Source organism: Umezawaea sp. (assembly GCF_057122925.1).
In genome coordinates, this window is record NZ_DBNGPQ010000156.1 from 48,068 (window position 1) to 69,120 (window position 21,053).

Below are 21,053 nucleotides of genomic sequence, written 5' to 3' on the forward strand. Positions count from 1 at the left end.
AGTTGACCGCGTTGAGCGAGAAGACCGCTCACGGGGCGCCGGATTCCCCGGCGCCCCGTGAGCGGGCCCGCCGCAAGAGGGCCACCGCGCTGGCGGGCGGCGACAAGCTGGTGCTCGGCCTGATGCTGGGCATCCCCACCCTGATCCACCTGCTCCTGGTGTGGGTGCCGACCCTCGGATCGGTGGCGCTGTCCTTCGGTTCGTGGGACGGCATCGGCGGCTTCGAGGACATCGAGTGGGTCGGGTTCCAGAACTACGTCGACATCTTCACCAGCTACCCCAGGTTCTGGCCCGCGTTCCGGCACAACGTGATCTGGCTGGTGTTCCTGATGGTCCTGCCGACCGTGGCGGGCCTGTTCCTCGCGGTGCTCCTGGACCGCAAGCTGCGGTTCGGCCGGATCTACCAGAGCGCGCTGTACCTGCCGATGGTGCTGTCGCTCGCGCTGGTCGGCTTCATCTGGCAGCTGATCTACCAGCCCGAGCAGGGTCTGCTGAACAGCGTCCTCGGCACGACGGAAGACAACCCGACCAACTGGCTGGGCGACCCGGACATCAACCTGTACGCGGTGCTGGTCGCGGCGGCGTGGCGGCACACCGGCTACATCATGCTGCTGTACCTGGCGGGCTTGAAGTCCGTCGACCCGGCGCTCAAGGAGGCCGCGTCGCTCGACGGCGCCAACGCCTTCCAGACGTTCACGAAGGTGACGTTCCCGGTCCTCAAGCCGGTCAACATCGTCGTCTTCGTCGTGACCGTCATCGAATCGCTGCGCGCGTTCGACATCGTCTACATCATCAACAAGGGCCGCAACGGCCTCGAACTGCTGTCGGTCCTGGTCACCGACAACATCATCGGCGAGTCGAGCCGCATCGGCTGGGGCTCGGCGCTGGCGGTGGTCCTGCTGCTCATCTCGCTGAGCGTGATCATCACGTACCTGTACCAGGAGTTCAGCAAGGAGAACCGGGCGTGACGACCTCAGTGAAAACCCGCAGGGCGCCGCTGCGACCGGGCCGGGTCGTGCTGCACGTCTTCCTGGTGCTGACGTGCCTGATGACGCTGGCTCCCCTGCTGTGGGCCGTGTACGCGTCGCTGCGCACCTACGACGACACCGCCCGCAACGGCTACCTCTCGCTGCCGGAGAGCCTGACGCTGGACAACTTCAGCAACGCGTGGACGACCGGCGACCTCCCGCACTACTACCTCAACACGTTCCTCATCACGCTGCCCGCGGTGATCCTGACGCTGCTGTTCAGCTCCATGGTCGCGTTCGGCGTGTCCCGCTTCAGCTTCAGGTTCAACCTGGCCCTGCTGATGCTCTTCACCGCGGGCAACCTGCTGCCGCAGCAGGTCATCGTGACCCCGCTGTGGCGCCTGTACCGGTTGATCGAGGTACCGGAGTGGATCAGCGGGAGCGGCACGCTGATCGACAGCCAACTGGGCGTGGTGATGATCCACATCGCGTTCCAGATCGGCTTCTGCACGTTCGTGCTGAGCAACTACATGAAGACCATCCCGCACGAGCTGACCGAGGCGGCACGGGTGGACGGCGCCAGCGTGTTCCGCCAGTACTGGCAGGTCATCCTCCCGCTGTGCAGGCCCGCGCTGGCAGCGCTGGCCACACTGGAGTTCACCTGGATCTACAACGACTTCCTCTGGGCCCTGGTACTGATCCAGACCGGCGACAAGATGCCGATCACCTCGGCGCTGCAAAACCTGCGCGGCTCGTTCTTCACGGACAACAACCTGGTCGCCGCGGGCTCACTACTGGTGGCCCTGCCCACCCTGGTCGTCTTCTTCGCGCTACAACGCCAGTTCGTCAGCGGCCTGACCCTGGGCTCGACAAAAGGCTAGGCAGAACAACAACCAACAGAAAGCCACCGCCTTCCCGAAAGCGGTGGCCGGTGCTGCTCGAGGGATTCGACCCCTGCGATGGTGGATCGGGCAGGTAGCCACCACCTGCCCTTCAGCCCGATCACAGGGTCGCATCGAGGGGCCCCGAGTCACATCGGCCACCGCCGACGGGACCAGCAGCCACCCGTTCCACCAGAACCGGCAACCCCTCAAGGCCTCCCGGGCAACCGAATGGCGAACAGGGCCCCACCCTCGGGCGCCCGCCCCGCGTAAGCCATTCCCCCGTGCCTCTCAGCGGCCTGCTTCACGATCGCCAACCCCAACCCCGACCCCGGCAACGTCCGAGCCTCGGAAGACCGGTAGAACCGCTCGAAGACGTGCGGCATGTCGGCATCGGCGATCCCCGGCCCGGAATCCGCCACCTCCACCACAGCGCTCCCGTCGCCCACCTGCCGCAACTCCAACCGCACCACCCCGTCGTCGGGGCTGAACTTCACCGCGTTGTCCAGCAGGTTCAACACGGCCCGCTCCAGCGAGTTGGAGTCGCCCAGCAGGGACCACGGCTGCAACCGCACGTCGAACCGCACGTGCGTCACCGTCCGCCGCCGAGCCCGGTCGAGGGCGCGTTCCACCACCTCCACCAGGTCCACCGGCTCCTGCACGACCTGCGGCGCGTCCTCCCGAGCCAGCTCCACGAGGTCGCCGATCAACGTCGTCAGCTCGTCGAGCTGGGCCCGGACGTCGTCGTTGATCTCGGCCTTGTCCTCATCGGACAGCGTGGGGGCGTCGGGCCGCTCGGACGCCAGCAGCAGCTCCAGGTTCGTGCGCATGGACGTCAGCGGCGTCCGCAGCTCGTGCCCGGCGTCGGCCACCAGCCGGCGCTGCCTCTCCTGCGACTCCGCCACGGCCCCGAGCATGGCGTTGAACCTCTGCGTCAACCGGGCCAGCTCGTCGTCCCCGGTCACGGGTATCGGGCGCAGGTCGCCCGTCATGGCCACCCGCTCGGTCGCCTCGGACAGCCGCTGCACCGGTCTCAAGCCGGTGCGGGCCACGGCGGTCCCGGCGAGCGCCGCCACCAGCACGCCCAGCCCGCTGATCACGAACAGGACCACGTTGAGCTTGCCCAGCGTCGCCCGCAGCGGCTTCATGGACTGGCCGATCACCATCGCCTGCCCGTCGGTGTACTGCTTGGAGATCACCCGGAAGCCGGTGCGGTCGTCCGTCCAGATGTTCTCCCCCAGCTCCCCCTTCGCGACCTTCAGGTCGTTGCCGTTGGTGGGCGGCGGGGTGGCGCCCTTCGCGTAGAAGATCTGGCCGAACTCGTCCAGCAGGCCGATCCGGATGTCACCCGCGACCAGGAACGCGACGGGGAACGACTGGAGGTCCTGGCCGCCCTTCACCGACGGCGTCTGGATGGCGTCCGTGACGCGCTGGCGGAGGGTTTCGTCGAGCTGGGTGTAGAGGTTCTGGCTCACCGTCATGTACGCGCCCAGCGACACCACCGCCACCACGCCCGCGACGCAGAACGCCGCGAGCAGGGTGACGCGGGCCCGCAGCGAGACCCGCTGGAACCTGCCGGTGGCGATCGGGTCGTTCGACGACGCTGCGGTGATGATCACGGAGGCGTCTCCCGCAGCACGTAGCCGACGCCACGCACCGTGTGCAGCAACCGGGACTCGCCGTCCAGCTCGGTCTTGCGCCGCAGGTAGCCGACGTAGACCTCCAGCGCGTTGCCGGAGGTCGGGAAGTCGTAGCCCCACACGTCCTCCAGGATGCGACCGCGGGTCAGCACCTGCTTCGGGTGGGTGAGGAACAGCTCCAGCAGGGCGAACTCGGTGCGCGTGAGGCTGATCGCCCGCTCGCCGCGCCGCACGTCGCGCGTGCCGGGGTCCAGCTCCAGGTCGGCGAACTTCAGCGTGGCGCGGGCCCGTTCGGTGCCGTCCTGCTCGTTCGACGCCCGCCGCAGCAGCGCGCGGAGCCTGGCGAGCAGCTCCTCCAGCGCGAACGGCTTGGGCAGGTAGTCGTCGGCCCCCGCGTCCAGTCCGGACACGCGGTCGGACACCGCGTCGCGGGCCGTGAGGACGAGGATGGGCAGGTCGTCACCGGTGCTCCGCAGCCTGCGGCACACCTCCAGCCCGTCGAGCCGGGGCATCATGACGTCCAGGACCATCGCGTCCGGGCGCGCTGTCGTCACCGCTTCGAGCGCCTGCTGGCCATCGCCCGCGGTTTCCACCTGGTAGCCGTTGAACTGCAGTGAGCGGCGTAGCGACTCACGCACGGCCCGGTCGTCGTCGACAACGAGGATGCGCATGGGGGTAAGTGTTGCCCTTCGTCCTGAGAAGCGCCTGAGAGGGAGCCCAACAAACCGTGTGAACTACGCGTCAAGTCCGTGCGCCACCGGCGCGTTCCACCTCCGCCAGAGCGCGAGCACCCGCACCGCCACGACCAGGGCGGACCCGGCCAGCGCGACCGGCTCGTCCGGGAGGCCGAGCACGCTGCCGCCCGCGACCACCACGCCCCCGAGCAGCGCGGCGACGGCGTAGATCTCGCGGCGCAGGACCAGCGGGATCTCGCGCAGGAGCACGTCGCGCAGCGCGCCGCCGCCGATGCCGGTGGTCATGCCGATCAGGCACGCCGTGTACGGCGGGGCGCCCAGCGCGAGGGCGGTCGACGTGCCGCCGGTGACGAACAGCCCGAGGCCGATCGCGTCCAGCAGCAGCACGGCCCTGCGGAGCTTCGCGACCTGCGGGTGGAACCAGAACACCAGCAGGCCCGTGACGCCGGGGACCAGCAGGTACGGCCACTTCACCAGGCTGCTCGGCGGGTGCACGCCGAGCAGCACGTCCCGGATGACGCCGCCGCCCAGCGCGGTCGTCAGCGCCAGCACGATGACGCCGAACACGTCGAGCCTGGCTCGGACCGCGGCCAGCGCGCCGGACGCCGCGAACACCGCGATGCCGACCAGTTCCAGGACGATGAGCAACACGAGGGGCCAGGGTAGGTGCGCTAGAAGAAGTCGGCGAGGCGCGGGGTGCCGGGGGCCGCGACGAGCTGGTCCAGCAGCGGCGCCTCGCCGGTCAGGAGCCCGGCGCGGCGCAGCGCGGCGGTGCTCTGCGCGCCCGCGAACCACGGCCCGAGCGCCCTGGCCCGCACCCGGACGGCTCCGGTGCCGCCGGGCTCGACCCGCACCCCGCCGTCGTCCACGACGAGCCGCTGCCTGCCCGCGTGCCACGGCGCGTGCTCGTCGACCACGTCCAGGTCGACCGCGCCCGCCCTCAGGCCCGCGGCGTTCGGCCAGCCCCGCGCGGCGACGGCGGCGGGCAGGTCCACGACCCGCAGGAACCACTGGCTCACCGCGAGTTCGACGCGCATGGCCTGCGAGGTGAGCAGCCCGGTGAACGCGGGGTCGACCACGCGCACGTCGATCCGGTCGAGGACCCCGGCCCACGACGTGAGCTCGGCCAGCAGGGTGACCTGCGCGTCCAGGTCGACGCCCACGAGGTCGTGGACCTTGAGCCCCTCGGGGACGCGGTCGGCGGTCAGGTAGCCGCGCGGCGCGCCGTCGGCGTCGGTCACGAGCGTGGCCACGTCCAGGTCGAGCAGCTTCTCGGGCTCGAACGTCGGCGCGTGGCGGTCGAGCAGCCCGTCCACGGTGGCCGCCAGTCCGGTGTAGAGGGCGTGGACGTCGGCCAGGTCGGTCCCGGTGACCCGACGGGTGGCCAGCCGGTTCACGCCCACGGGTGACATGAGCAGCCGGTCCATCGGGAACACGAGCCGCTCGAACGCACCGGAGCGCTCCCAGCCGCGAGCGCGGTAGAGCGCGGGCACGGTCGGGTACAGCGCGGACACCGCCTGGCCCCGGTCGCGCATCGTGCGCAGCGCCGTGTCGACCAGCGCCGACGCGACGCCCCGGCGGCGGGCGTGCGGGTCGACCACGACACCGCCGATGCCGCCCATGGGCACGGCGCGACCGCCGAAGAACTGGGCGAAGTCGTTGATCAGCAGCGACCCGAGCGGGTGACCGCCCTCCTCGGCGAGCAGGCCGAGCCTGCCGGGCACGACCAGCTCCTCCGGCGGCGGCGCCGTGCCCGCGAACGCGAGCTTGCGCATCCGCAGCACGGTGTCGCGGTCGTCCTCGGTGTACTCCCTGATGTCCACGGGCACCTGCTTACCAGGTGAAGAACCCCTGGCCGGCCTTCCGCCCCAGCTCACCGCGGTCGACCTTGGCGCGCAGCAGGGCGGGCGGGGTGAACCGCGGCCCCAGCTCGGCGGCCAGGTGCTCGGCGATGGCCAGCCGCACGTCGAGGCCGACGAGGTCGGTCAGCCTCAGCGGTCCCATCGGCCAGCCGTAGCCGAGGCGCATCCCGGTGTCGATGTCCTCGGCGCCGGCGACGCCCTCCTCCAGCATCCGGATGGCCTCCATGCCGACCGCGACCCCCAGCCGCGAGGTGGCGAACCCCGGCGAGTCGCGGACCTCGATGACGGTCTTGCCCAGCGCTTCGGCCCAGGTCCGGACCCTCGTCACGACGTCGGGTCCCACGCCCGCGTGGTGGACGAGCTCGACCAGCTCCTGGACCGGGACGGGGTTGAAGAAGTGCATCCCGACGAGCCGCTCGCCGGGCAGGTCCTCGGCCAGCGCGGAGATCGAGAGCGAGGAGGTGTTGGACGCCAGCACGGCCTGTGGGCAAACGCTTGCGACCTGCTGGAGCACCCGCCGCTTGAGGTCGACGTCCTCCGGCACGGCCTCGACCACCAGCTCCGCGGCGGCGGGCAGCCCGGCGAGGTCGTCCACGACGGTCAGCCCGGCCAGCAGCTCCTCCGGGGCGACGGCCAGCTTCCCGCGCTCGGCGGCCTTCGCGAGCGACGCGGCCACGGCTCTCCGCGCCGCGTCGGAGCGTTCGGGCCCGGCTTCCGCGAGCGTGACGTCATGACCGCCCGCGAGCAGCAGGTGCGCGATGCCCGCGCCCATCGTGCCGCCGCCGACCACCCCGGTGATCATTCGGCGACCACCTCGGCGGTGAACATGGCCACCAGTTCGAGCCCGCCGATCTCCGACAGGTTCGCCCCGGCCGCGTGCCACTCGGGTGATTGGAACGCCGCGTTCATGACCTCGGGCGACTCGAAGTACATCTCGGCGACGACGTGCAGGTCCGTGTCGCCCAGGAAGCCGGGGACCAGCACGCGGTCGACCTTGGCCACCTCGGCACGGAGCAGACCTGGGGTTTTCCGGACGATCGGGAGGTGGGAGGAGAAGTACTTCTCGTCGAAGTCCGCCTGGTCCGCGGGCTTCCGGTAGAGCGCGATGTACTTGATCATGTGACACTCCCTGGAGGTTTTCGACTTGGACTGTAACAGCGGATTCGGATCCGGCGGTTGCTCCGGCAGGAGTCTCCCCCAAGATGGTGGGGTGCGGATCATCCTGCTGCGACACGGCCAGAGCCTCGGGAACGTCGACGAATCGGCCTACTGCCGGGTCCCGGACCACTCCCTCCCCCTCACGGCGCTGGGCGAATCGCAGGCCCGTTCGACCGGGCCCGCGATCCGCTCGCTGATCGGCGAGGGGCCGGTGGCGGTGTACGTCAGCCCCTACCTGCGGACCCGCAAGACGTTGGCCGGGCTGGAACTGGGCCCGCTGGTGGACCGGGTGGTCGCCGAACCCCGGTTGCGGGAGCAGGACTGGGGCAACCTCCAGGACCCGGTGCAGCAGGAGGTGCTGAAGCACCAGAGGCACGCCTTCGGGCACTTCTTCTTCCGGCTGCCCAACGGGGAGTCCGGGGCGGACGTGGACGACCGGCTGGCCGCGTTCCTCGGGGAGCTGGAACTGCACATGCGCAAGGACGCCGAGCACCCGCGGACCGTGCTCGTGGTGTCGCACGGGCTGACGATCCGGTTGCTGTGCAGGCGGTTGTTCTCGTGGAGCGTGGAACTCTTCGAATCGCTGTCCAACCTGGACACCTGCGGCTACCGGGTCCTGGACCACGACGGGGACGGCTGGAGGCTGGACCGGGCCTTCGAGCAGTGGCGGGAGTCGCCGGACGGCGAGACCCAGGCCCAGGTGGGGCCGCGCGGGTAGCGCCCGGCGACCCGCGCCGCCCACCTAGCCCAGCAGCCCGCGCCGGTACGCCGCCACCAACCGCCGGGGCACGCGGAGCCTCCTGCCGTCCAGGGCGGTCACCTCCACCAGGTCCGGCGCCTGCGCCTTCCACCGCGCCCGCCGGTGCCGGGTGTTGGAGCGCGAGGTCTTCCTCTTCGGGACCGCCATTACTTCTGCCGCTTTCCGTAGCGCTGGTTGAACTTCTCGATCCGACCGGCCGTGTCGATCATCCGCTGCGTGCCCGTCCAGAACGGGTGCGAGTCGGCCGTGATGTCGACGGTCAGCAGCGGGTAGGTGTTGCCGTCCTCCCACTCGACGGTCTTGTCCGACGTGGCCGTCGAGCGGGTGAGGAACTGCTTGCCCGTCGAGCTGTCCCGGAAGACGACCGGGTGGTAGTCGGGGTGGATGTTCGGTTTCACGATGCCTCTTCCCTCGGGTGGTGGGCGAACGGGTCGTCGCTGCAGACGAGCCCGCCCGCCAGTTCGTCGTCCGTGAGCAGTGCGGCCCGCAGGGTCGCCTCGATCTCCGCCGTCGACGCCTCGTGCACGATGACGACGAGGTCCTGCGCCCGGTCGCCGTAGTAGGGGTCCCACTCCAGCGAGGCCCTCGCCCGCCGTTCCGGCTCGACGTCGGACCAGTCGTCCACCGCGGCCAGCCACGGCCCGGCGTCCCCGATCCGCAGCCCGCCGCCCGCCGACTCCAGCCACAGGGCCATGTCCGGCCGCGAGGCGACCCAGAGCCGTCCCCGCGTCCGGACCACGCCGTCGAGCAGCACGTCCAGCGCCTCGTGGAGGCGTTCCGGGTGGAACGGGCGGCGGTCGGTGAAGTGCACGGTGCCCACCGAGCCGTCCGGCTCCAGCGGGAGACCGCGCAGGAGCGGCCCGAAGGCGTCGTACGGGCGGTTCTCGGGAGCGGCCAGCAGGGCCGTGACGTCCAATGAGGACAGTTCCTGGCGCGGTGCCAGCGGTGCGACGCGGTCGAGCACGGCTACGGTGCGGACGTCCCCCGGTTCCCCCACGAGCACCAGGGCGTCGGCGAACTCGGCGTGGCCCACCACGACCTGGGCGACCGTCCGCTCGTCGTCGTCCGCCGCGCCCAGTCCGCGCTCCGCGAGGCCCACCTCGCCGGTGGCGTCGGCCAGCCAGGTCTCCCGGTCGATCACCGAGACGACCGACAGCACGTGCACCGCGTCGGCGGGCAGGGCGATGCAGACGGCCTCCGGTTCCAGCGCGGGGTCCAGCCGGAGGACCACGGTGCTGCCCGCCAGCGAGGTCAGCAGCGGGACGAGGTCTTCGCGCAGGGTGCAGGAGACGCAGCCGTGGGCGAGGTCCAGCACCGTCAGGTGGCCGTCGACCCAGCGGCTGACGACGCCCTCGGCGATGCGGCTCAGGTCGTGGCGGACGAGGACCGAGCCCTCCAGTGCGCGCCACACCTCCTCGGCCACCGGGTGCTCCGCGACTCCGGCCACCATGACGACAACGGTTTTCATGTGGGTTACTGTAGATGGAAATGGATGTCATTTCAAAGGAGGTCGTGTGTCGTCACGCCACTGCCAGCTCACGGGGCGGAAACCGGGCTTCGGCAAGCAGGTCTCGCACTCCAACCGGCGCACGTCGCGGCGCTGGCTGCCCAACACCCAGCGCCGCCGCTACTGGCTGGCGTCCGAGGGCAGGTACGTCGTGCTGACCCTGTCCGTGAAGGGGATCAAGACCGTGGACCGCCGCGGCGTCGAAGCCGTCGTGGCGGCGCTGCGCGCCAACGGGGAGAAGGTCTGATGGCCAGGAGCACGGACGTCCGGCCGATCATCAAGATGCGGTCCACCGCGGGCACGGGCTACACGTACGTGACCCGCAAGAACCGGCGCAACGACCCGGACCGGCTGGTCCTGCGCAAGTTCGACCCGGTGGTGCGCAGGCACGTCGACTTCAAGGAGGAGCGCTGATGGCGAAGAAGTCGAAGATCGCCAGGGACCGGCAGCGCCGGGAGGTCGTGGCGCGGCACGCGGAGAGGCGGGCCTCGCTCAAGGAGCAGCTCCGGTCCCCGTCGTCCACCGACGAGCAGCGGTCCGCCGCGGTGCTCGGGCTCCAGCGGCTCCCGCGTGACGCCAGCCCCACCCGGCTGCGCAACCGCGACGTCGTGGACGGGCGCCCGAGGGCGTACTTCCGCGCGTTCGGGCTGTCGCGGATCAGGCTGCGCGAGATGGCGCACCGCGGCGAGCTGCCCGGCCTCAGCAAGTCGAGCTGGTGAGCGCGGTGGCCAAGGAGCGGCGCGCGGCGCCGAAGAAGCGCGTGAACGTGCTGAAGCGCGAGGGCGTGACCGAGGTCGACTGGAAGGACACGACGCTGCTGCGGAAGTTCGTGTCCGACCGCGGCAAGATCCGCTCGCGGCGGGTGACCGGGCTGACGCCGCAGGAGCAGCGGCAGGTGGCGACCGCGATCAAGAACGCCCGCGAGATGGCGCTGCTCCCCTATCCGTCGCAGGGGAGGTAGCCGTTCGGAGTGACCACCACCGCACCGGGTCGCGGTGGTGGTCGCCCCGCACGGCGGGCACGATCGCGGCATGAGCATCGAAGAACAGGTGGCGGGCCTCTACGAGGTGCTGCACCGGCGCCGCGACACCAGGCGCGAGTTCACCGGTGCGCCGATCCCGCCGGACGCGCTGCGCCGGGTGCTGACCGCCGCGCACGCCGCACCCAGCGTCGGACTGTCCCAGCCGTGGGACTTCATCCTCGTGCGGGACGAGACGACCCGGCGGGCGTTCCGCGACCACGTGCACGCCGAGCGCAGCATGTTCACCGCGCAGCTGGACGCCGAGCGGGCGGAGGTGTTCAGCCGGATCAAGGTCGAGGGGATCCTGGAGTCGACCCTCGGCGTGGTCGTCACGTACGACCCGGACCGGGGCTCGCCCGCCGTCCTCGGCCGCCACGCCATCGCGGACGCGGGCCTCTACTCCGTTTGCCTCGCCATCCAGAACCTGTGGCTCGCCGCTACCGCCGAAGGTCTGGGAGTGGGGTGGGTGAGCTTCTACCGCGAGGACGTCCTGCGTCGATTGCTGCACATTCCACCCAGGTTGCGGCCGGTCGCGTGGCTTTGCGTCGGACCCGTGGCAGGGTTGCCCGATCAACCCGATCTGGAACGCGCGGGGTGGCGGAACCGCATACCTGTCGAAGACGTCATGCACCACGAGCGGTACAGGGAGCGCTCCTCCCGGTAACCTGTTGGGGCCGTGCCGGCAGGGGCGGAACCTCAGTGTTCCCGCTCGGCGAGTCGGAATGGAGTGTCGAGCACGAGTGGAGCAGCGCGATCCGCTGACAGCGGGGCACGTGACGCACATGGACCTGAGGGTCCGCGTGCTGCTGAACGCTGGGCGTTTACCCGAGGCCAACGCCGTGTTCGACGAGGTGGTGACCAAGGCGCCTCCGAGCGCGGACCGCTGGGTGCGCTCGGCAGTCCTGGTCCACCGGGCCGTCATGGCGTGGCGGCTGGGCCGGATCCCCCTGGCGCTGGAACTGGCCGCCGAGGGGTGGCTAGACGTCGACTCGGAGACCACCGACAGCCCCGCCGCGGCGCAGACGATGGGCACGTTGGGCTACCTGCTCGAAGGCATCGGGCACCGGCACGCCGCGCTGGACATGGTGCGCAGGGCCGTGGAGGTCGCCCGCCGGGCCAACGGCCCGGACACGCTGGCGCAGTGCCTGCAACGGCTCGGCGGCACGCTGAACTTCCGCGCGGCCTCGGGTCCCCCCGGCGACGCGCACGCGATCTTCGAGGAGGCCAGGGGCTACCTCGCCGAGGGCCTGACGCTCGACACCGTGGACGGCCACGTGCACCGCGGTCTGCTCGGGGCGTACGGCCGCGCGCTGGCGGGCGTCGGGGAACTGGACGCCGCGGAGAAGGCCGGCCGCAAGACGCTGGAGCTCGCCTCCGACATCAGGGACCACTGGGGCATGTCCGTCGGCAACTGGGTGCTGTCCACGGTCCACCGCGCCCGCGGTGAGCTGGTGGAGGCCCGCACGCTGGCGAGCCGGTCCGTCGCGTCCGCCCAGTCCATCAACGACACGTCGCTGATGCTGCGGTTCTCGCTGGACCTCGCGAACATCTGCTCCGAGATGGACGACCCCGTGGGCGAGGCCGCCGCGCTGCGGTGCAGCGTCGCCGCGGGCCAGAAGGCGTCCGAGACGCTCCAGGAGGGCCTCGGGCAGGCGTTGGAGCACCGCCAGGCGGCGCTGCGCGCCCAGCAGCTCGCCGCGGCGGCCCAGGAGGCGGCGGCGCGCGACCCGTTGACGGGGCTGGCGAACCGGCTCGGGCTGGAAGCGGCGGCCGCGAGGCTGCTGGAGGGAACGGCGTCGCGCGGCCGGGTGCCGTGGCTGGTGCTGGTCGACGTCGACTGGTTCAAGGGCGTGAACGACGACGCGGGTCATGCCGCGGGCGACGCCGCCCTGCGGGAGATCGCCCAACTGCTGCGCCGGGAGTGCCGGACGGACGACCTCGTGGCCCGCTGGGCGGGTGACGAGTTCGTGGTGCTGCTGGGCGACAACGGCAACTCCGAGCACGAGGTCGGGCCGACCGTGGCCGAGCGCATCCGCGCCGCCGTCGACGGGCACGACTGGTCGATGGTGCTGGGCACGACGCGGCGCCCGACGGTCAGCATCGGCGTGGCGGCGGGCCCGGCGAAGCTGGACCAGCTGTTCGCGGCGGCGGACATGGCTCTGTACCGGGCGAAGCGGCACGGCCGCAACCGCGTGGAAGTCGAACCGACGGTGCACGAGACCGTGAACTAGGGCGGGGGCGCGGTGCCTCGGCGCCTGCCCCCGACCCCTCGTTCGCGTTCTAGGCGATCAACCCGCCGCGGAAGGCCACGAGCGCGGCCTGCACGCGGTTCACCGCACCGATCTTGCCGAGGACCGAGGACACGTAGCCCTTCACCGTGGCCTCGGACAGGTGCAGCGTGCCACCGATCTCGGCGTTGGACATGCCCTGGCCGATCAGCACGAGCACCTCGCGCTCCCGTTCGGACAGCATGGCCAGCAGCCGCCGCGCGGGCTCCGCGGCCCGTTCACCGTCGGCCACCGCCGCGAGGACCCGTGCCGCCACACCGGGATCGAGCACCGCGCCACCCCGTGCGAGGTCGCGCACCGCCTTCACCAGCTGCTCCGGCTCGGTGTCCTTCAGCAGGAAGCCGCTGGCGCCCAGGCGCAAGGCCTCGCTGACGTACTCGTCCACGTCGAACGTGGTGAGCATCGCGATCCGCGGCGGTTCGGGCAGCGTGCGCAGCCTGCGCAACGCCACCAGCCCGTCGTTGGACCGCATGCGGATGTCCAGCAGGACCACGTGCGGACGGTGCTGGCGGGCCAGGTCGGCCACCAGGTGTCCGTCGTCGCACTCGGCCACCACTTCGATGTCACCGGCGCTGCTGAGGATCATGCGAAGCCCGGACCGGACGAGGTCCTCGTCGTCGGCCAGCATCACCTTGATCACGACGCCTCCCCGAGTTGGCGTTTCGTGTTCATACAGGCCCAGCATCGCGCACCGGTGCGCAAGCTGGCGTTAATTCGACGTTATCTCACCATGTGGTAGGACGTTTGCCCAGCGTTCGGCGGCGTGGAAAGGCTCTCACCACAGCGTTCACAGTTGCCAGGAAGAAACACGGTCAGCCCAGGACGCGCGCGACTTCCTGCCGCAGTCGGGGGAGCATGGCGTAGAGCTTGTCGCCAGGGCACTGCGTGTCCGTGTAGTGGTCGCGGTGGCCGTCGATCGCCGTCGGCGCGATGCCGTACTGCTCGCAGGTGTAGACGCAGAACGAGACGAGCGAATCCCACTGCTCGCGCCGGGGTTCCTCGGCGGTGTAGAGCCCCTCGTTCTCGATGCCGATCGCGGTGGTGTTCTGGCCGGGGCAGTGGGCGCCCTCCACGACGCGGTCGCCCGCGTGGAGCGCGTCGAGGCTGCCGTGCCGCCCCTCCATGAGGAAACCGCCGCGGCTGTTGGTGAAGTGCTGGCCCGAGTCGAGCCAGCCGTTGTCGTCCATGTGGTGGTCCTGGATCCACCGGGCGTGCTCGAAGGCGTGCTCCACCGAGTAGTCGGTGACGTTCTCGGTCGCCGTGTGGTGCACCAGGATCCGCACCGGCCGTCGCTGGACGAGCGTGACCGGGCTCGACGGGGGACGCGCGCCCCAGTCGGCGCAGGAGCGGACGGGCAGCAGGGCCGCCCTCGCGGAGGCCGAACCCAGCCCGACGAGCAGCCCCGACGCGGCCACTCCGGCCAGCAGCGTTCGACGTCGCACCATGAACAAGTTTTTCCCAGTGTCGGCGCAGTTGGGCAATAGGCAACGGTGATTACCAGCCGATCGGGTAAAAGAACGTGAAACCCTTTCAGAAAAGTTGTGGAAAAAGTAACGTGCGCCACACCAGTCCTGCATGGAAGGAGCTTCGCGTCATGCGGAGAGCCGCCCTACCGGTCGTGGTGGTCGCCCTGCTCGCCACCGCCACCGTCATCACCGCACCAGCGCAGGCGGCCCCCGAGCCGCCCGTCACCACGGCCGCGTTCGCCCCGGACGACTACTGCCTCGGCCAGTGCTCGGACATCCTCCCGCCCGGCAACAACGGCAACGCGACCCTGGCCGAGATCCTGGGCCACAAGGTCTTCGGGACCCGGCCCGCGCACTCGGCCGACCAGCTCCCGAAGTACGACGCGCTGTCCTCGGGCTACCAGGGGCTGACCAACGAGCAGCTGAGCACGTTCTTCAACGACGCCTCCTTCGGCGTCGCCCCCGACCAGGTCGAGAGCACGATCAAGCCGCGCGCGGACGTGACGATCATCCGCGACAAGGCCATCGGGATGCCGCACGTCTACGGCACCACCCGGTCCGGCACCGAGTTCGGCGCGGGCTACGCCGCCGCCCAGGACCGGCTGTGGCTGATGGACGTGTTCCGCCACCTCGGCCGCAGCCAGCTCACCGGGTTCGCGGGCGGCGCCCAGGGCAACCGCGTGCTGGAGCAGAGCTTCTACGGCCAGATCGCCTACACCGAGGCCGACCTCCAGGCCCAGATCGACCGGGTCGCCGCGAGCGGACCCCGTGGCGCGCAGGCGAACCAGGACGTCAACGACTACATCGCGGGCATCAACGCCTACCTCTCGCAGTCCGTCGCCGCGCGGAACTTCCCCGGCGAGTACGTGCTCACCGGGCACGCGGACGCGATCACCAACTGGAACGACATCCAGCCGTTCAAGCCGACCGACATGGTCGCCATCGCGGCCGTCGTCGGCGGGCTGTTCGGCGCGGGCGGCGGCGGCGAGGTGCAGTCCGCGCTGGTCCGCCTGGCGGCGCAGAACAAGTACGGCGCCGAGGTCGGCGAACAGGTGTGGAGGTCGTTCCGCGAGCAGAACGACCCCGAGGCCGTGCTGACCCTGCACGACGGCCAGCGCTTCCCGTACTCCGCGAGCCCGGCCGACCCGGTCGGCGTGGCGGTGCCGGACGCGGGCTCCGTGACGCCGGAACCGATGGTCTACGACCAGACCGGTGGAGCCGCGACCGTCGACGTCCCCGCCGGGGGCCTGGCCGCCGCCGAGGGGATCTTCGCCGACGGCGTCCTCCCTGCCGACCTGCTGAACAAGAAGCACGGCATGTCCAACGCGCTCGTCGTGTCCGGCGCGCACACCGACACCGGCAACCCGATCGCCGTGTTCGGCCCGCAGACCGGCTACTTCGCGCCCCAGCTGCTGATGCTCCAGGAGCTGAACGGTCCCGGCATCAGCGCGCGCGGCGTGTCCTTCGCCGGCGTCGGCATGTACGTGCAGCTCGGCCGCGGCCAGGACTACTCGTGGAGCGCCACCTCGGCGTCGCAGGACATCGTCGACACGTTCGCCGTCGACCTCTGCGAACCCGACGGCGAGCCCGCCACCAAGGCGTCCAACCACTACCTGCTGCGCGGCCAGTGCGTGGCGATGGAGCGGTTGGAGCGCAAGAACGCCTGGAAGCCCACGGTCGCGGACGGCACGGCCGCCGGGTCGTACACGCTCGTCGTGTACCGCACCAAGTACGGCCTGGTGCAGAGCCGAGCCCTGGTCGGCGGCAAACCCGTGGCGTACACCGCTCTGCGGTCCACCTACCTGCACGAGGTCGACCCGATCATCGGGTTCCAGGAGTTCAACGACCCGAGCGCCATCCGTTCCGCGCAGGACTTCCAGAAGGCCGCGGAGCACATCGGGTACGCGTTCAACTGGTTCTACGTCGACTCGAAGGACACGGCGTACTTCAACTCCGGCTCCAACCCGGTGCGCAAGCCGGGCGTCGACCCGAACCTGCCGATCAAGGCCGCGCAGCAGTACGAGTGGCAGGACTGGGACCCGAACACCAACTCCGCGCGCTACACGCCCGCGGCGGAGCACCCCCGGTCGATCAACCAGGACTACTACATCAGCTGGAACAACAAGCAGGCGCTGGACTTCACGTCGTCCGGCTTCGGCAACGGCTCGGTGCACCGCGGCGACCTGATCGACGACCGCGTCAAGGCCCTGATCGCCAACGGCGGCAAGGCGACCAGGGCGTCGCTCACCAAGGCCATGGCCGAGGCCGCGGGCGCCGACCTGCGGGCCGAGCAGGTGCTCCCCGACCTGCTGCGGGTCATCGAGAAGGCCCCGGTGACCGACCCGGCGCTGGCGTCGACCGTGCAGAAGCTCAAGGCGTGGCAGCAGTCCGGTTCGCTGCGCCGCGAGACCACGAAGGGCAGCAAGGTCTACAGCCACGCCGAGGCGATCCGCGTGCTCGACGCGTGGTGGCCCCGGCTCGTGCGGGCCGAGTTCGAGCCCGGCCTGGGCACCGAGCTGTACACCGAGCTGGTCAGGGCCGTCCAGGTCGACGAGGCCCCGTCCGACGCCCACGGCGCCGCACCGCACAAGGGGTCGTCGTTCCAGTACGGGTGGTGGAGCTACGTCGACAAGGACATCAGGCGCGTCCTCGGTGACCAGGTCGCGGGCCCGTTGACCGGCACCTACTGCGGTGGCGGCGACGTGACGGCGTGCCGCACCACGCTGCTGGACAGCCTGCGCGCCGCCGCGGCCGTGCCCGCCAACCAGGTCTACCCCGGTGACGCGGACTGCGCGGCGGGCGACCAGTGGTGCGCCGACTCCATCATCCACCGCGCGATGGGCGGCATCACCCACGACAAGGTGCAGTGGCAGAACCGGCCGACCTACCAGCAGGTCGTCCAGTTCCCGGCCAAGCGGGGCGCCAGCCTGACCAACGCCGCGCTCGGCAGGACCGCGACGGCCAGCAGCCACGAGCGGGGCGCGTACAACTCCCCGCCCGCCAACGCCGTCGACGGCAACCCCGCCACGAGGTGGGCGAGCGACTGGAGCGACGACCAGTGGCTCCAGGTCGACCTGGGCTCGGTGCAGCGGGTCGGTCGCGCGTTCCTGCGGTGGGAGGCGTCGTTCGGGAAGGCGTACCGGATCGAGGTGTCGACCGACGGCACCCGGTGGCGGCAGGTCTTCGCCACCGGCGAGGGCAACGGCGCCACGGACAACGTGACGTTCGCCCCGACCGACGCGCGGTTCGTACGAATGACGGGTACCCAACGCGGCACGAATTACGGATACTCGCTCTACGAGCTCGAGGTCTACCCGCAGTAGACCACTTCCGAGGAAGACCCCGGTCCACCCCCAGGGACCGGGGTCTTCCGCTTTTCGCAGGTCAGCGCGGCACGAAGAGGTAGTTGCGCACCTCGGGCACGATCCGGGTCACCGTCCGCCACCCGCCCTGGTTCCAGATCCTCATGTCGTAGTCGCGCTCGGCGAGCCACGACACCACGTCCTGCGCCGAGTAGCCGAACCGCGAGACGTGCCGCTCCTCGACCTCCAGGAGGAACTTCGGCCGGAGCGTCTCGATCACCCAGGCCCCGCCCTCCAGCACCCGCAGCTCCGCCCCCTCGACGTCGGCCTTCACGAAGTTCAGCCGCCCGATGCCCTGCTCCGCGACGAACGCGTCCAACGTCTGCGTCCGCACCACGACCTCCAGGTGCTCGTCGAACTCGACGTTCGACCCGAGCCCGTTGGCCCCCGCCGTGAGGAACGACCGCCCGGTCACCGGCACCCCGTGCCGAACCGGGACGCTCATCACCTCGCGCCCCTCGACGGCCCCCAGCGCGACCGAGTGCCGCACCACGTTCCGCCCCTCCCGCGGACGCAGCACGTAGGACAGCGCCGGGTGCGCGAACACCAGCGGCTCGACGCTGTGAACCGTCCCCTGTGGACCGACCAGCTGCGACAACGTCACCGTGTACAGACCGAGCGCGGCGCCCACGTCCAGACACACATCACCGACCCCGACCACCTCGCGCAAACCCACCAGCTCGGGCTCGACGAACGGCGTCACCTTGGCCAGGACACGAAGACCGGCAGCGACAGCGGCCCCGCGCACATCAGTAAGTTTCTGCGTCACCCACCCAAGGGTAGGCAACCCGCCACCACGACCGGGCCCCCCACCACAGTTGATCAACAGCCGGCCGCTAAACTGGCTCAAGCACCAGCCCCGCCCTCGTAGCTCAGGGGATAGAGCATCGGTTTCCTAAACCGTGTGTCGCAGGTTCGAATCCTGCCGGGGGCACTCACCTTTCGCCGGGTGAATCAGGCCCTGAGCAGCGGCAACGCGCTCGGGGCTTGATCTTTTAGCGGGTGAGCCGTATGCCACTGTCAGCCGGAATTTGCCTCGGTTTGCCGCCGTCTACGGACTCACCACGGACTGGATCTTGGCTGTTGATCAACGCCAAAGGCCCCCAGGCGAATGCCCAGGGGCCTTCGTTCCGGCGGTCGATCACTGGTCGAAGAGTCCTTCAATCGTGTTGTTGACCGTCTCCCGCTGCCCGTCGATGCACTTCGCGTAGACCTTCAGCAGGACGTCCACCGAGTGCCCGGCCCGCTCAGCCACCTCGGTTGCGGGTACACCACCGTTCAACCAGAGCGAGACCGCAGCGTGCCTCAGGTCGTACGGCCGCCCAGCCAACGGCGAGGAGGCTTGAGAGGGCACGAGCGCGTACTGACGGGCGTCGTCCCAGACCCGGTAGTACGTCGAGGACGACACCACCCCACCGTTCGGGGACCGGAACAGCCGCCCGTCCGGACCGACCCCGTACCGGTCGAGGTGATCGCGCAGGATGCGGACCAGCACGGGCGGAATCGGCACAATTCGGACTTCCTTGCGCGCCCGATGCTTCAGCCCTCGCCGATCGTGCACCTCCCCCGAGTCCGTCCACCGCTTCCCCGCCGCCGGTCGTGACTCCCCCAGCGCCAGAGCACCCCAACCGCTTTCAGGCAGCGTGCAATCGTCCTCACGCAGCCCCAGGCCCTCAGCCGGACGAGCCGCCGCGTAGTAGCCGACCGCGAAGAACGCCGCCAGGTGAGCGCCCCGGTCCTTGTTCCGCTTGCCGACGTACGTGACGGCCGTCAGCAACTCCCCGACCTGCTTCGGGTTGGCCACCACGCGCGGGTCCACCTGGTCCACGACCTTGGACACCTTCCGCTTGATCCGGCTCAGCGGGTTGTCGGGGATCAGCTCCCGCTCGACGGCGTAGGACAGCAGGTTGAACAGGACCGCCCGCTTGCGTTGGTACACCGATGCAGCCGCCGCCTTGCCGTCCAGCTTCGCCGCCAGGGCGTCCAGCACAGCCCGCACGGCCACCGCGTCCGTCAGGTCGTACAGCGACCGAGAGTTCCGCCTCAGCCAGTCGATCACCTCAAGATCGACATCGGAGACCTCGCCATCCCGAGTCGTCGGAGGCAGCAGGGTCCGGGACAGCACACCCCGAAGCTCCACCACCTCCGGCCGCCCAACCCCGTCCTTGACGAACGCAGCCGCAGCAGTGGCCAGAGCTTCCACCGTGCTTCCCCGCGTAGTCGCCGCAGCGTCATTCCACTTGAGATCCATATAGGACTGTGCGAACTCCAGGAATGACAACGAGTTCCGCCGCCGATGCTCCCCAACAGGCAAGCCACTCTCAACGTCGAACGGCTCACCGTGACGCGCCGCCTGCGTCAGCTCGGACAGCCTGCTGGTAGCCAGCGCCTTCGTGGCGTACCACTCCGAGTGCTCGACCCCGTCCGTCAGCCACCGCACCGGGTATGGCCGCTTACGCCCCTCACGCCGCTTGATCTCCCAGAACTTGACCTTGAACGTGGTGGTCATGCCGCCGCCCCGTAGAGACCGTCAAGCCAGCTAACGAAGTCCACCCGCTTGCACCGCAGCTCACCGTTGGGCAGCGAGAAGCAACGCGGCCCCTTACCGGTCTGCCGCCACTTGTAGAACGTGTCCCGCGAGACCCCGCCCAGGGCTTCCAGGATCTCCGGAACGGACATCAACTCTGCGATCTGTCGAACCTTGCCGGACATGGTTCCCCCCTCGTTTACGCAGCGTGCGGAGTTGCCGAACGATCTGGCGGACCAGCGGACGCGAGTAATGCCGCCGTGTACTCGGCCTTCCACCGAATGCGCTCCGACACAGCCCTCAGCAACATGTGCTGTCTCGGCGGGACGTTCGGATCACCGGGCTGGACGTTGTTCCACACGACCCGTGTGGGCTGGTCGTCCTGCGTGATCCCGACGTCCGCGAGCAGTTGCCGAACGAACGTCTTCCGGTCGTGCTTGTGGTCAGCGAGCGACTTCCCAGACCACTTCCGGGAGACCAGGACGCGCCTCCCCGCGACGCCGAGTGTCGTCCGCTTGTGGGCCTTTCCCTTGCACAGCCCCGGATTCATCGACAGCCGAGCACTCCGAGGCTGAACGCCGTAGAGCAGCCACACCGCGCACTGCGGGGAACACGGCGTCACGGCCAACTCGTCACAGAGCCGTTCGGTATGCCGTTCCTGTCGAGCCGTCCCCGCCTCATGGCACTCGTTGATGCTCTTGGTCAGGTACTTCGTGAGGTACCCGATGTGCCGCCCAGCCTCCGGAGTGCCGCCAAGGATGCCCTTGGAGTGCACTTGGACCCCGAAGCGCGCGAGGTGAGCGGGCTCCTCGACCTGGTCTAGGGCTTCCTCCCAGGTAGGCAAGGGTGTGCGCGTCTGCGGATCAACGAAGCCCTTCGCCCGCACGTCCCAGACCGGAAGGTGTTCGCCGCTGTATT

Annotated in this window: 25 protein-coding genes and 1 tRNA gene; 11 read left to right on the plus strand and 15 right to left on the minus strand. The window is 70.1% G+C overall.

Going from position 1 to position 21,053, the window contains the following annotated elements:
* Positions 1-2 precede the first annotated feature (2 nt).
* A complete protein-coding gene (locus AC156L_RS35320; protein WP_330883529.1) occupies positions 3-968 on the plus strand; it encodes a carbohydrate ABC transporter permease in 966 nt (321 codons plus the stop codon).
* Positions 965-1,849: a carbohydrate ABC transporter permease gene (locus tag AC156L_RS35325; protein ID WP_330883527.1), complete on the plus strand. Its 885-nt coding sequence runs from the start codon at positions 965-967 to the stop codon at positions 1,847-1,849. Before AC156L_RS35320 ends, AC156L_RS35325 begins: the two co-directional genes overlap by 4 nt.
* A 209-nt stretch (positions 1,850-2,058) precedes the next feature.
* On the opposite strand, the gene AC156L_RS35330 is transcribed toward AC156L_RS35325, so the two are convergent.
* The 6 genes from AC156L_RS35330 to AC156L_RS35355 form a co-directional block, all read right to left on the minus strand.
* Complete coding sequence (locus AC156L_RS35330) at positions 2,059-3,462, minus strand: HAMP domain-containing sensor histidine kinase (protein WP_414720124.1); 1,404 nt, start codon at positions 3,460-3,462, stop codon at positions 2,059-2,061.
* A 2-nt stretch (positions 3,463-3,464) separates the two neighbouring features.
* Positions 3,465-4,160, minus strand: a complete 696-nt coding sequence (locus tag AC156L_RS35335) for a response regulator transcription factor (RefSeq protein WP_330883523.1) — start codon at positions 4,158-4,160, stop codon at positions 3,465-3,467.
* A 63-nt stretch (positions 4,161-4,223) separates the two neighbouring features.
* A complete protein-coding gene (locus AC156L_RS35340; RefSeq protein WP_330883521.1) occupies positions 4,224-4,835 on the minus strand; it encodes a trimeric intracellular cation channel family protein in 612 nt (203 codons plus the stop codon).
* 20 nt (positions 4,836-4,855) lie between these two features.
* Positions 4,856-6,007: a GNAT family N-acetyltransferase gene (locus AC156L_RS35345; protein WP_330883519.1), complete on the minus strand. Its 1,152-nt coding sequence runs from the start codon at positions 6,005-6,007 to the stop codon at positions 4,856-4,858.
* Positions 6,008-6,017: 10 nt separating this feature from the next.
* Positions 6,018-6,848: a 3-hydroxyacyl-CoA dehydrogenase family protein gene (locus AC156L_RS35350; RefSeq protein WP_330883517.1), complete on the minus strand. Its 831-nt coding sequence runs from the start codon at positions 6,846-6,848 to the stop codon at positions 6,018-6,020.
* Positions 6,845-7,165, minus strand: a complete 321-nt coding sequence (locus tag AC156L_RS35355; protein ID WP_330883515.1) for an EthD family reductase — start codon at positions 7,163-7,165, stop codon at positions 6,845-6,847. Before AC156L_RS35355 ends, AC156L_RS35350 begins: the two co-directional genes overlap by 4 nt.
* Positions 7,166-7,256: 91 nt before the next feature.
* Between AC156L_RS35355 and AC156L_RS35360 the strand changes: the two genes are divergently transcribed.
* A complete protein-coding gene (locus tag AC156L_RS35360; protein ID WP_330883513.1) occupies positions 7,257-7,922 on the plus strand; it encodes a histidine phosphatase family protein in 666 nt (221 codons plus the stop codon).
* Positions 7,923-7,946: 24 nt separating this feature from the next.
* Here AC156L_RS35360 and rpmF read toward each other — a convergent pair whose 3' ends face one another.
* Genes rpmF through mrf form a run of 3 tightly spaced genes read right to left on the minus strand, consistent with a single transcriptional unit; the run spans position 7,947 to position 9,432 of the window.
* Entirely contained in the window at positions 7,947-8,111 is a 165-nt protein-coding gene (gene rpmF, locus AC156L_RS35365; protein WP_330883511.1) for a 50S ribosomal protein L32, read from the minus strand.
* Entirely contained in the window at positions 8,111-8,362 is a 252-nt protein-coding gene (locus tag AC156L_RS35370; protein ID WP_330883509.1) for a type B 50S ribosomal protein L31, read from the minus strand. The genes rpmF and AC156L_RS35370 overlap by 1 nt, the downstream gene beginning before the upstream one ends.
* Positions 8,359-9,432 (minus strand): ribosome hibernation factor-recruiting GTPase MRF, encoded by a 1,074-nt coding sequence (mrf, locus tag AC156L_RS35375; protein WP_330883507.1) that lies wholly within the window; start codon positions 9,430-9,432, stop codon positions 8,359-8,361. The genes AC156L_RS35370 and mrf overlap by 4 nt, the downstream gene beginning before the upstream one ends.
* Before the next feature lie 46 nt (positions 9,433-9,478).
* On the opposite strand from mrf, the gene rpmB reads away from it, so the two are divergent.
* The 6 genes from rpmB to AC156L_RS35405 all read left to right on the plus strand — a co-directional run bounded on the left by rpmB (position 9,479) and on the right by AC156L_RS35405 (position 12,723).
* Positions 9,479-9,718, plus strand: a complete 240-nt coding sequence (gene rpmB / locus AC156L_RS35380) for a 50S ribosomal protein L28 (protein WP_330883505.1) — start codon at positions 9,479-9,481, stop codon at positions 9,716-9,718.
* Positions 9,718-9,885 (plus strand): 50S ribosomal protein L33, encoded by a 168-nt coding sequence (gene rpmG, locus AC156L_RS35385; protein WP_106619288.1) that lies wholly within the window; start codon positions 9,718-9,720, stop codon positions 9,883-9,885. Before rpmB ends, rpmG begins: the two co-directional genes overlap by 1 nt.
* Complete coding sequence (gene rpsN, locus AC156L_RS35390; protein WP_330883499.1) at positions 9,885-10,190, plus strand: 30S ribosomal protein S14; 306 nt, start codon at positions 9,885-9,887, stop codon at positions 10,188-10,190. Before rpmG ends, rpsN begins: the two co-directional genes overlap by 1 nt.
* On the plus strand, positions 10,187-10,432 hold the full coding sequence (gene rpsR, locus AC156L_RS35395; protein ID WP_330883497.1) for a 30S ribosomal protein S18: 246 nt from the start codon (positions 10,187-10,189) through the stop codon (positions 10,430-10,432). The genes rpsN and rpsR overlap by 4 nt, the downstream gene beginning before the upstream one ends.
* A gap of 70 nt (positions 10,433-10,502) precedes the next feature.
* On the plus strand, positions 10,503-11,156 hold the full coding sequence (bluB, locus tag AC156L_RS35400) for a 5,6-dimethylbenzimidazole synthase (protein ID WP_330883495.1): 654 nt from the start codon (positions 10,503-10,505) through the stop codon (positions 11,154-11,156).
* 118 nt (positions 11,157-11,274) lie between these two features.
* Positions 11,275-12,723, plus strand: a complete 1,449-nt coding sequence (locus AC156L_RS35405; protein ID WP_330883493.1) for a diguanylate cyclase — start codon at positions 11,275-11,277, stop codon at positions 12,721-12,723.
* Positions 12,724-12,772: 49 nt separating this feature from the next.
* On the opposite strand, the gene AC156L_RS35410 is transcribed toward AC156L_RS35405, so the two are convergent.
* Both AC156L_RS35410 and AC156L_RS35415 read right to left on the minus strand, forming a co-directional pair.
* A complete protein-coding gene (locus AC156L_RS35410; protein WP_330883491.1) occupies positions 12,773-13,420 on the minus strand; it encodes a response regulator transcription factor in 648 nt (215 codons plus the stop codon).
* Positions 13,421-13,592: 172 nt separating this feature from the next.
* Positions 13,593-14,225, minus strand: a complete 633-nt coding sequence (locus tag AC156L_RS35415; RefSeq protein ID WP_330883489.1) for a peptidoglycan recognition protein family protein — start codon at positions 14,223-14,225, stop codon at positions 13,593-13,595.
* Positions 14,226-14,374: 149 nt separating this feature from the next.
* On the opposite strand from AC156L_RS35415, the gene AC156L_RS35420 reads away from it, so the two are divergent.
* Complete coding sequence (locus AC156L_RS35420; protein WP_330883486.1) at positions 14,375-17,569, plus strand: penicillin acylase family protein; 3,195 nt, start codon at positions 14,375-14,377, stop codon at positions 17,567-17,569.
* Positions 17,570-17,630: 61 nt separating this feature from the next.
* Here the strand turns inward: AC156L_RS35420 and AC156L_RS35425 are convergent, their stop codons facing one another.
* A complete protein-coding gene (locus AC156L_RS35425) occupies positions 17,631-18,377 on the minus strand; it encodes an FkbM family methyltransferase (protein WP_330883484.1) in 747 nt (248 codons plus the stop codon).
* A 92-nt stretch (positions 18,378-18,469) separates the two neighbouring features.
* On the opposite strand from AC156L_RS35425, the gene AC156L_RS35430 reads away from it, so the two are divergent.
* Positions 18,470-18,542, plus strand: a tRNA-Arg gene (locus tag AC156L_RS35430).
* Positions 18,543-18,749: 207 nt separating this feature from the next.
* Here AC156L_RS35430 and AC156L_RS35435 read toward each other — a convergent pair.
* The 3 genes from AC156L_RS35435 to AC156L_RS35445 all read right to left on the minus strand — a co-directional run.
* On the minus strand, positions 18,750-20,117 hold the full coding sequence (locus AC156L_RS35435) for a tyrosine-type recombinase/integrase (RefSeq protein WP_484407648.1): 1,368 nt from the start codon (positions 20,115-20,117) through the stop codon (positions 18,750-18,752).
* Positions 20,114-20,320 carry a helix-turn-helix transcriptional regulator gene (locus tag AC156L_RS35440; RefSeq protein ID WP_484407649.1) on the minus strand — a complete coding sequence of 69 codons (207 nt, stop codon included), beginning with the start codon at positions 20,318-20,320 and terminating at the stop codon, positions 20,114-20,116. The genes AC156L_RS35435 and AC156L_RS35440 overlap by 4 nt, the downstream gene beginning before the upstream one ends.
* 14 nt (positions 20,321-20,334) lie before the next feature.
* A partial coding sequence (locus AC156L_RS35445) for a replication initiator (protein ID WP_484407650.1) occupies positions 20,335-21,053 on the minus strand: 719 nt, incomplete at its 5' end.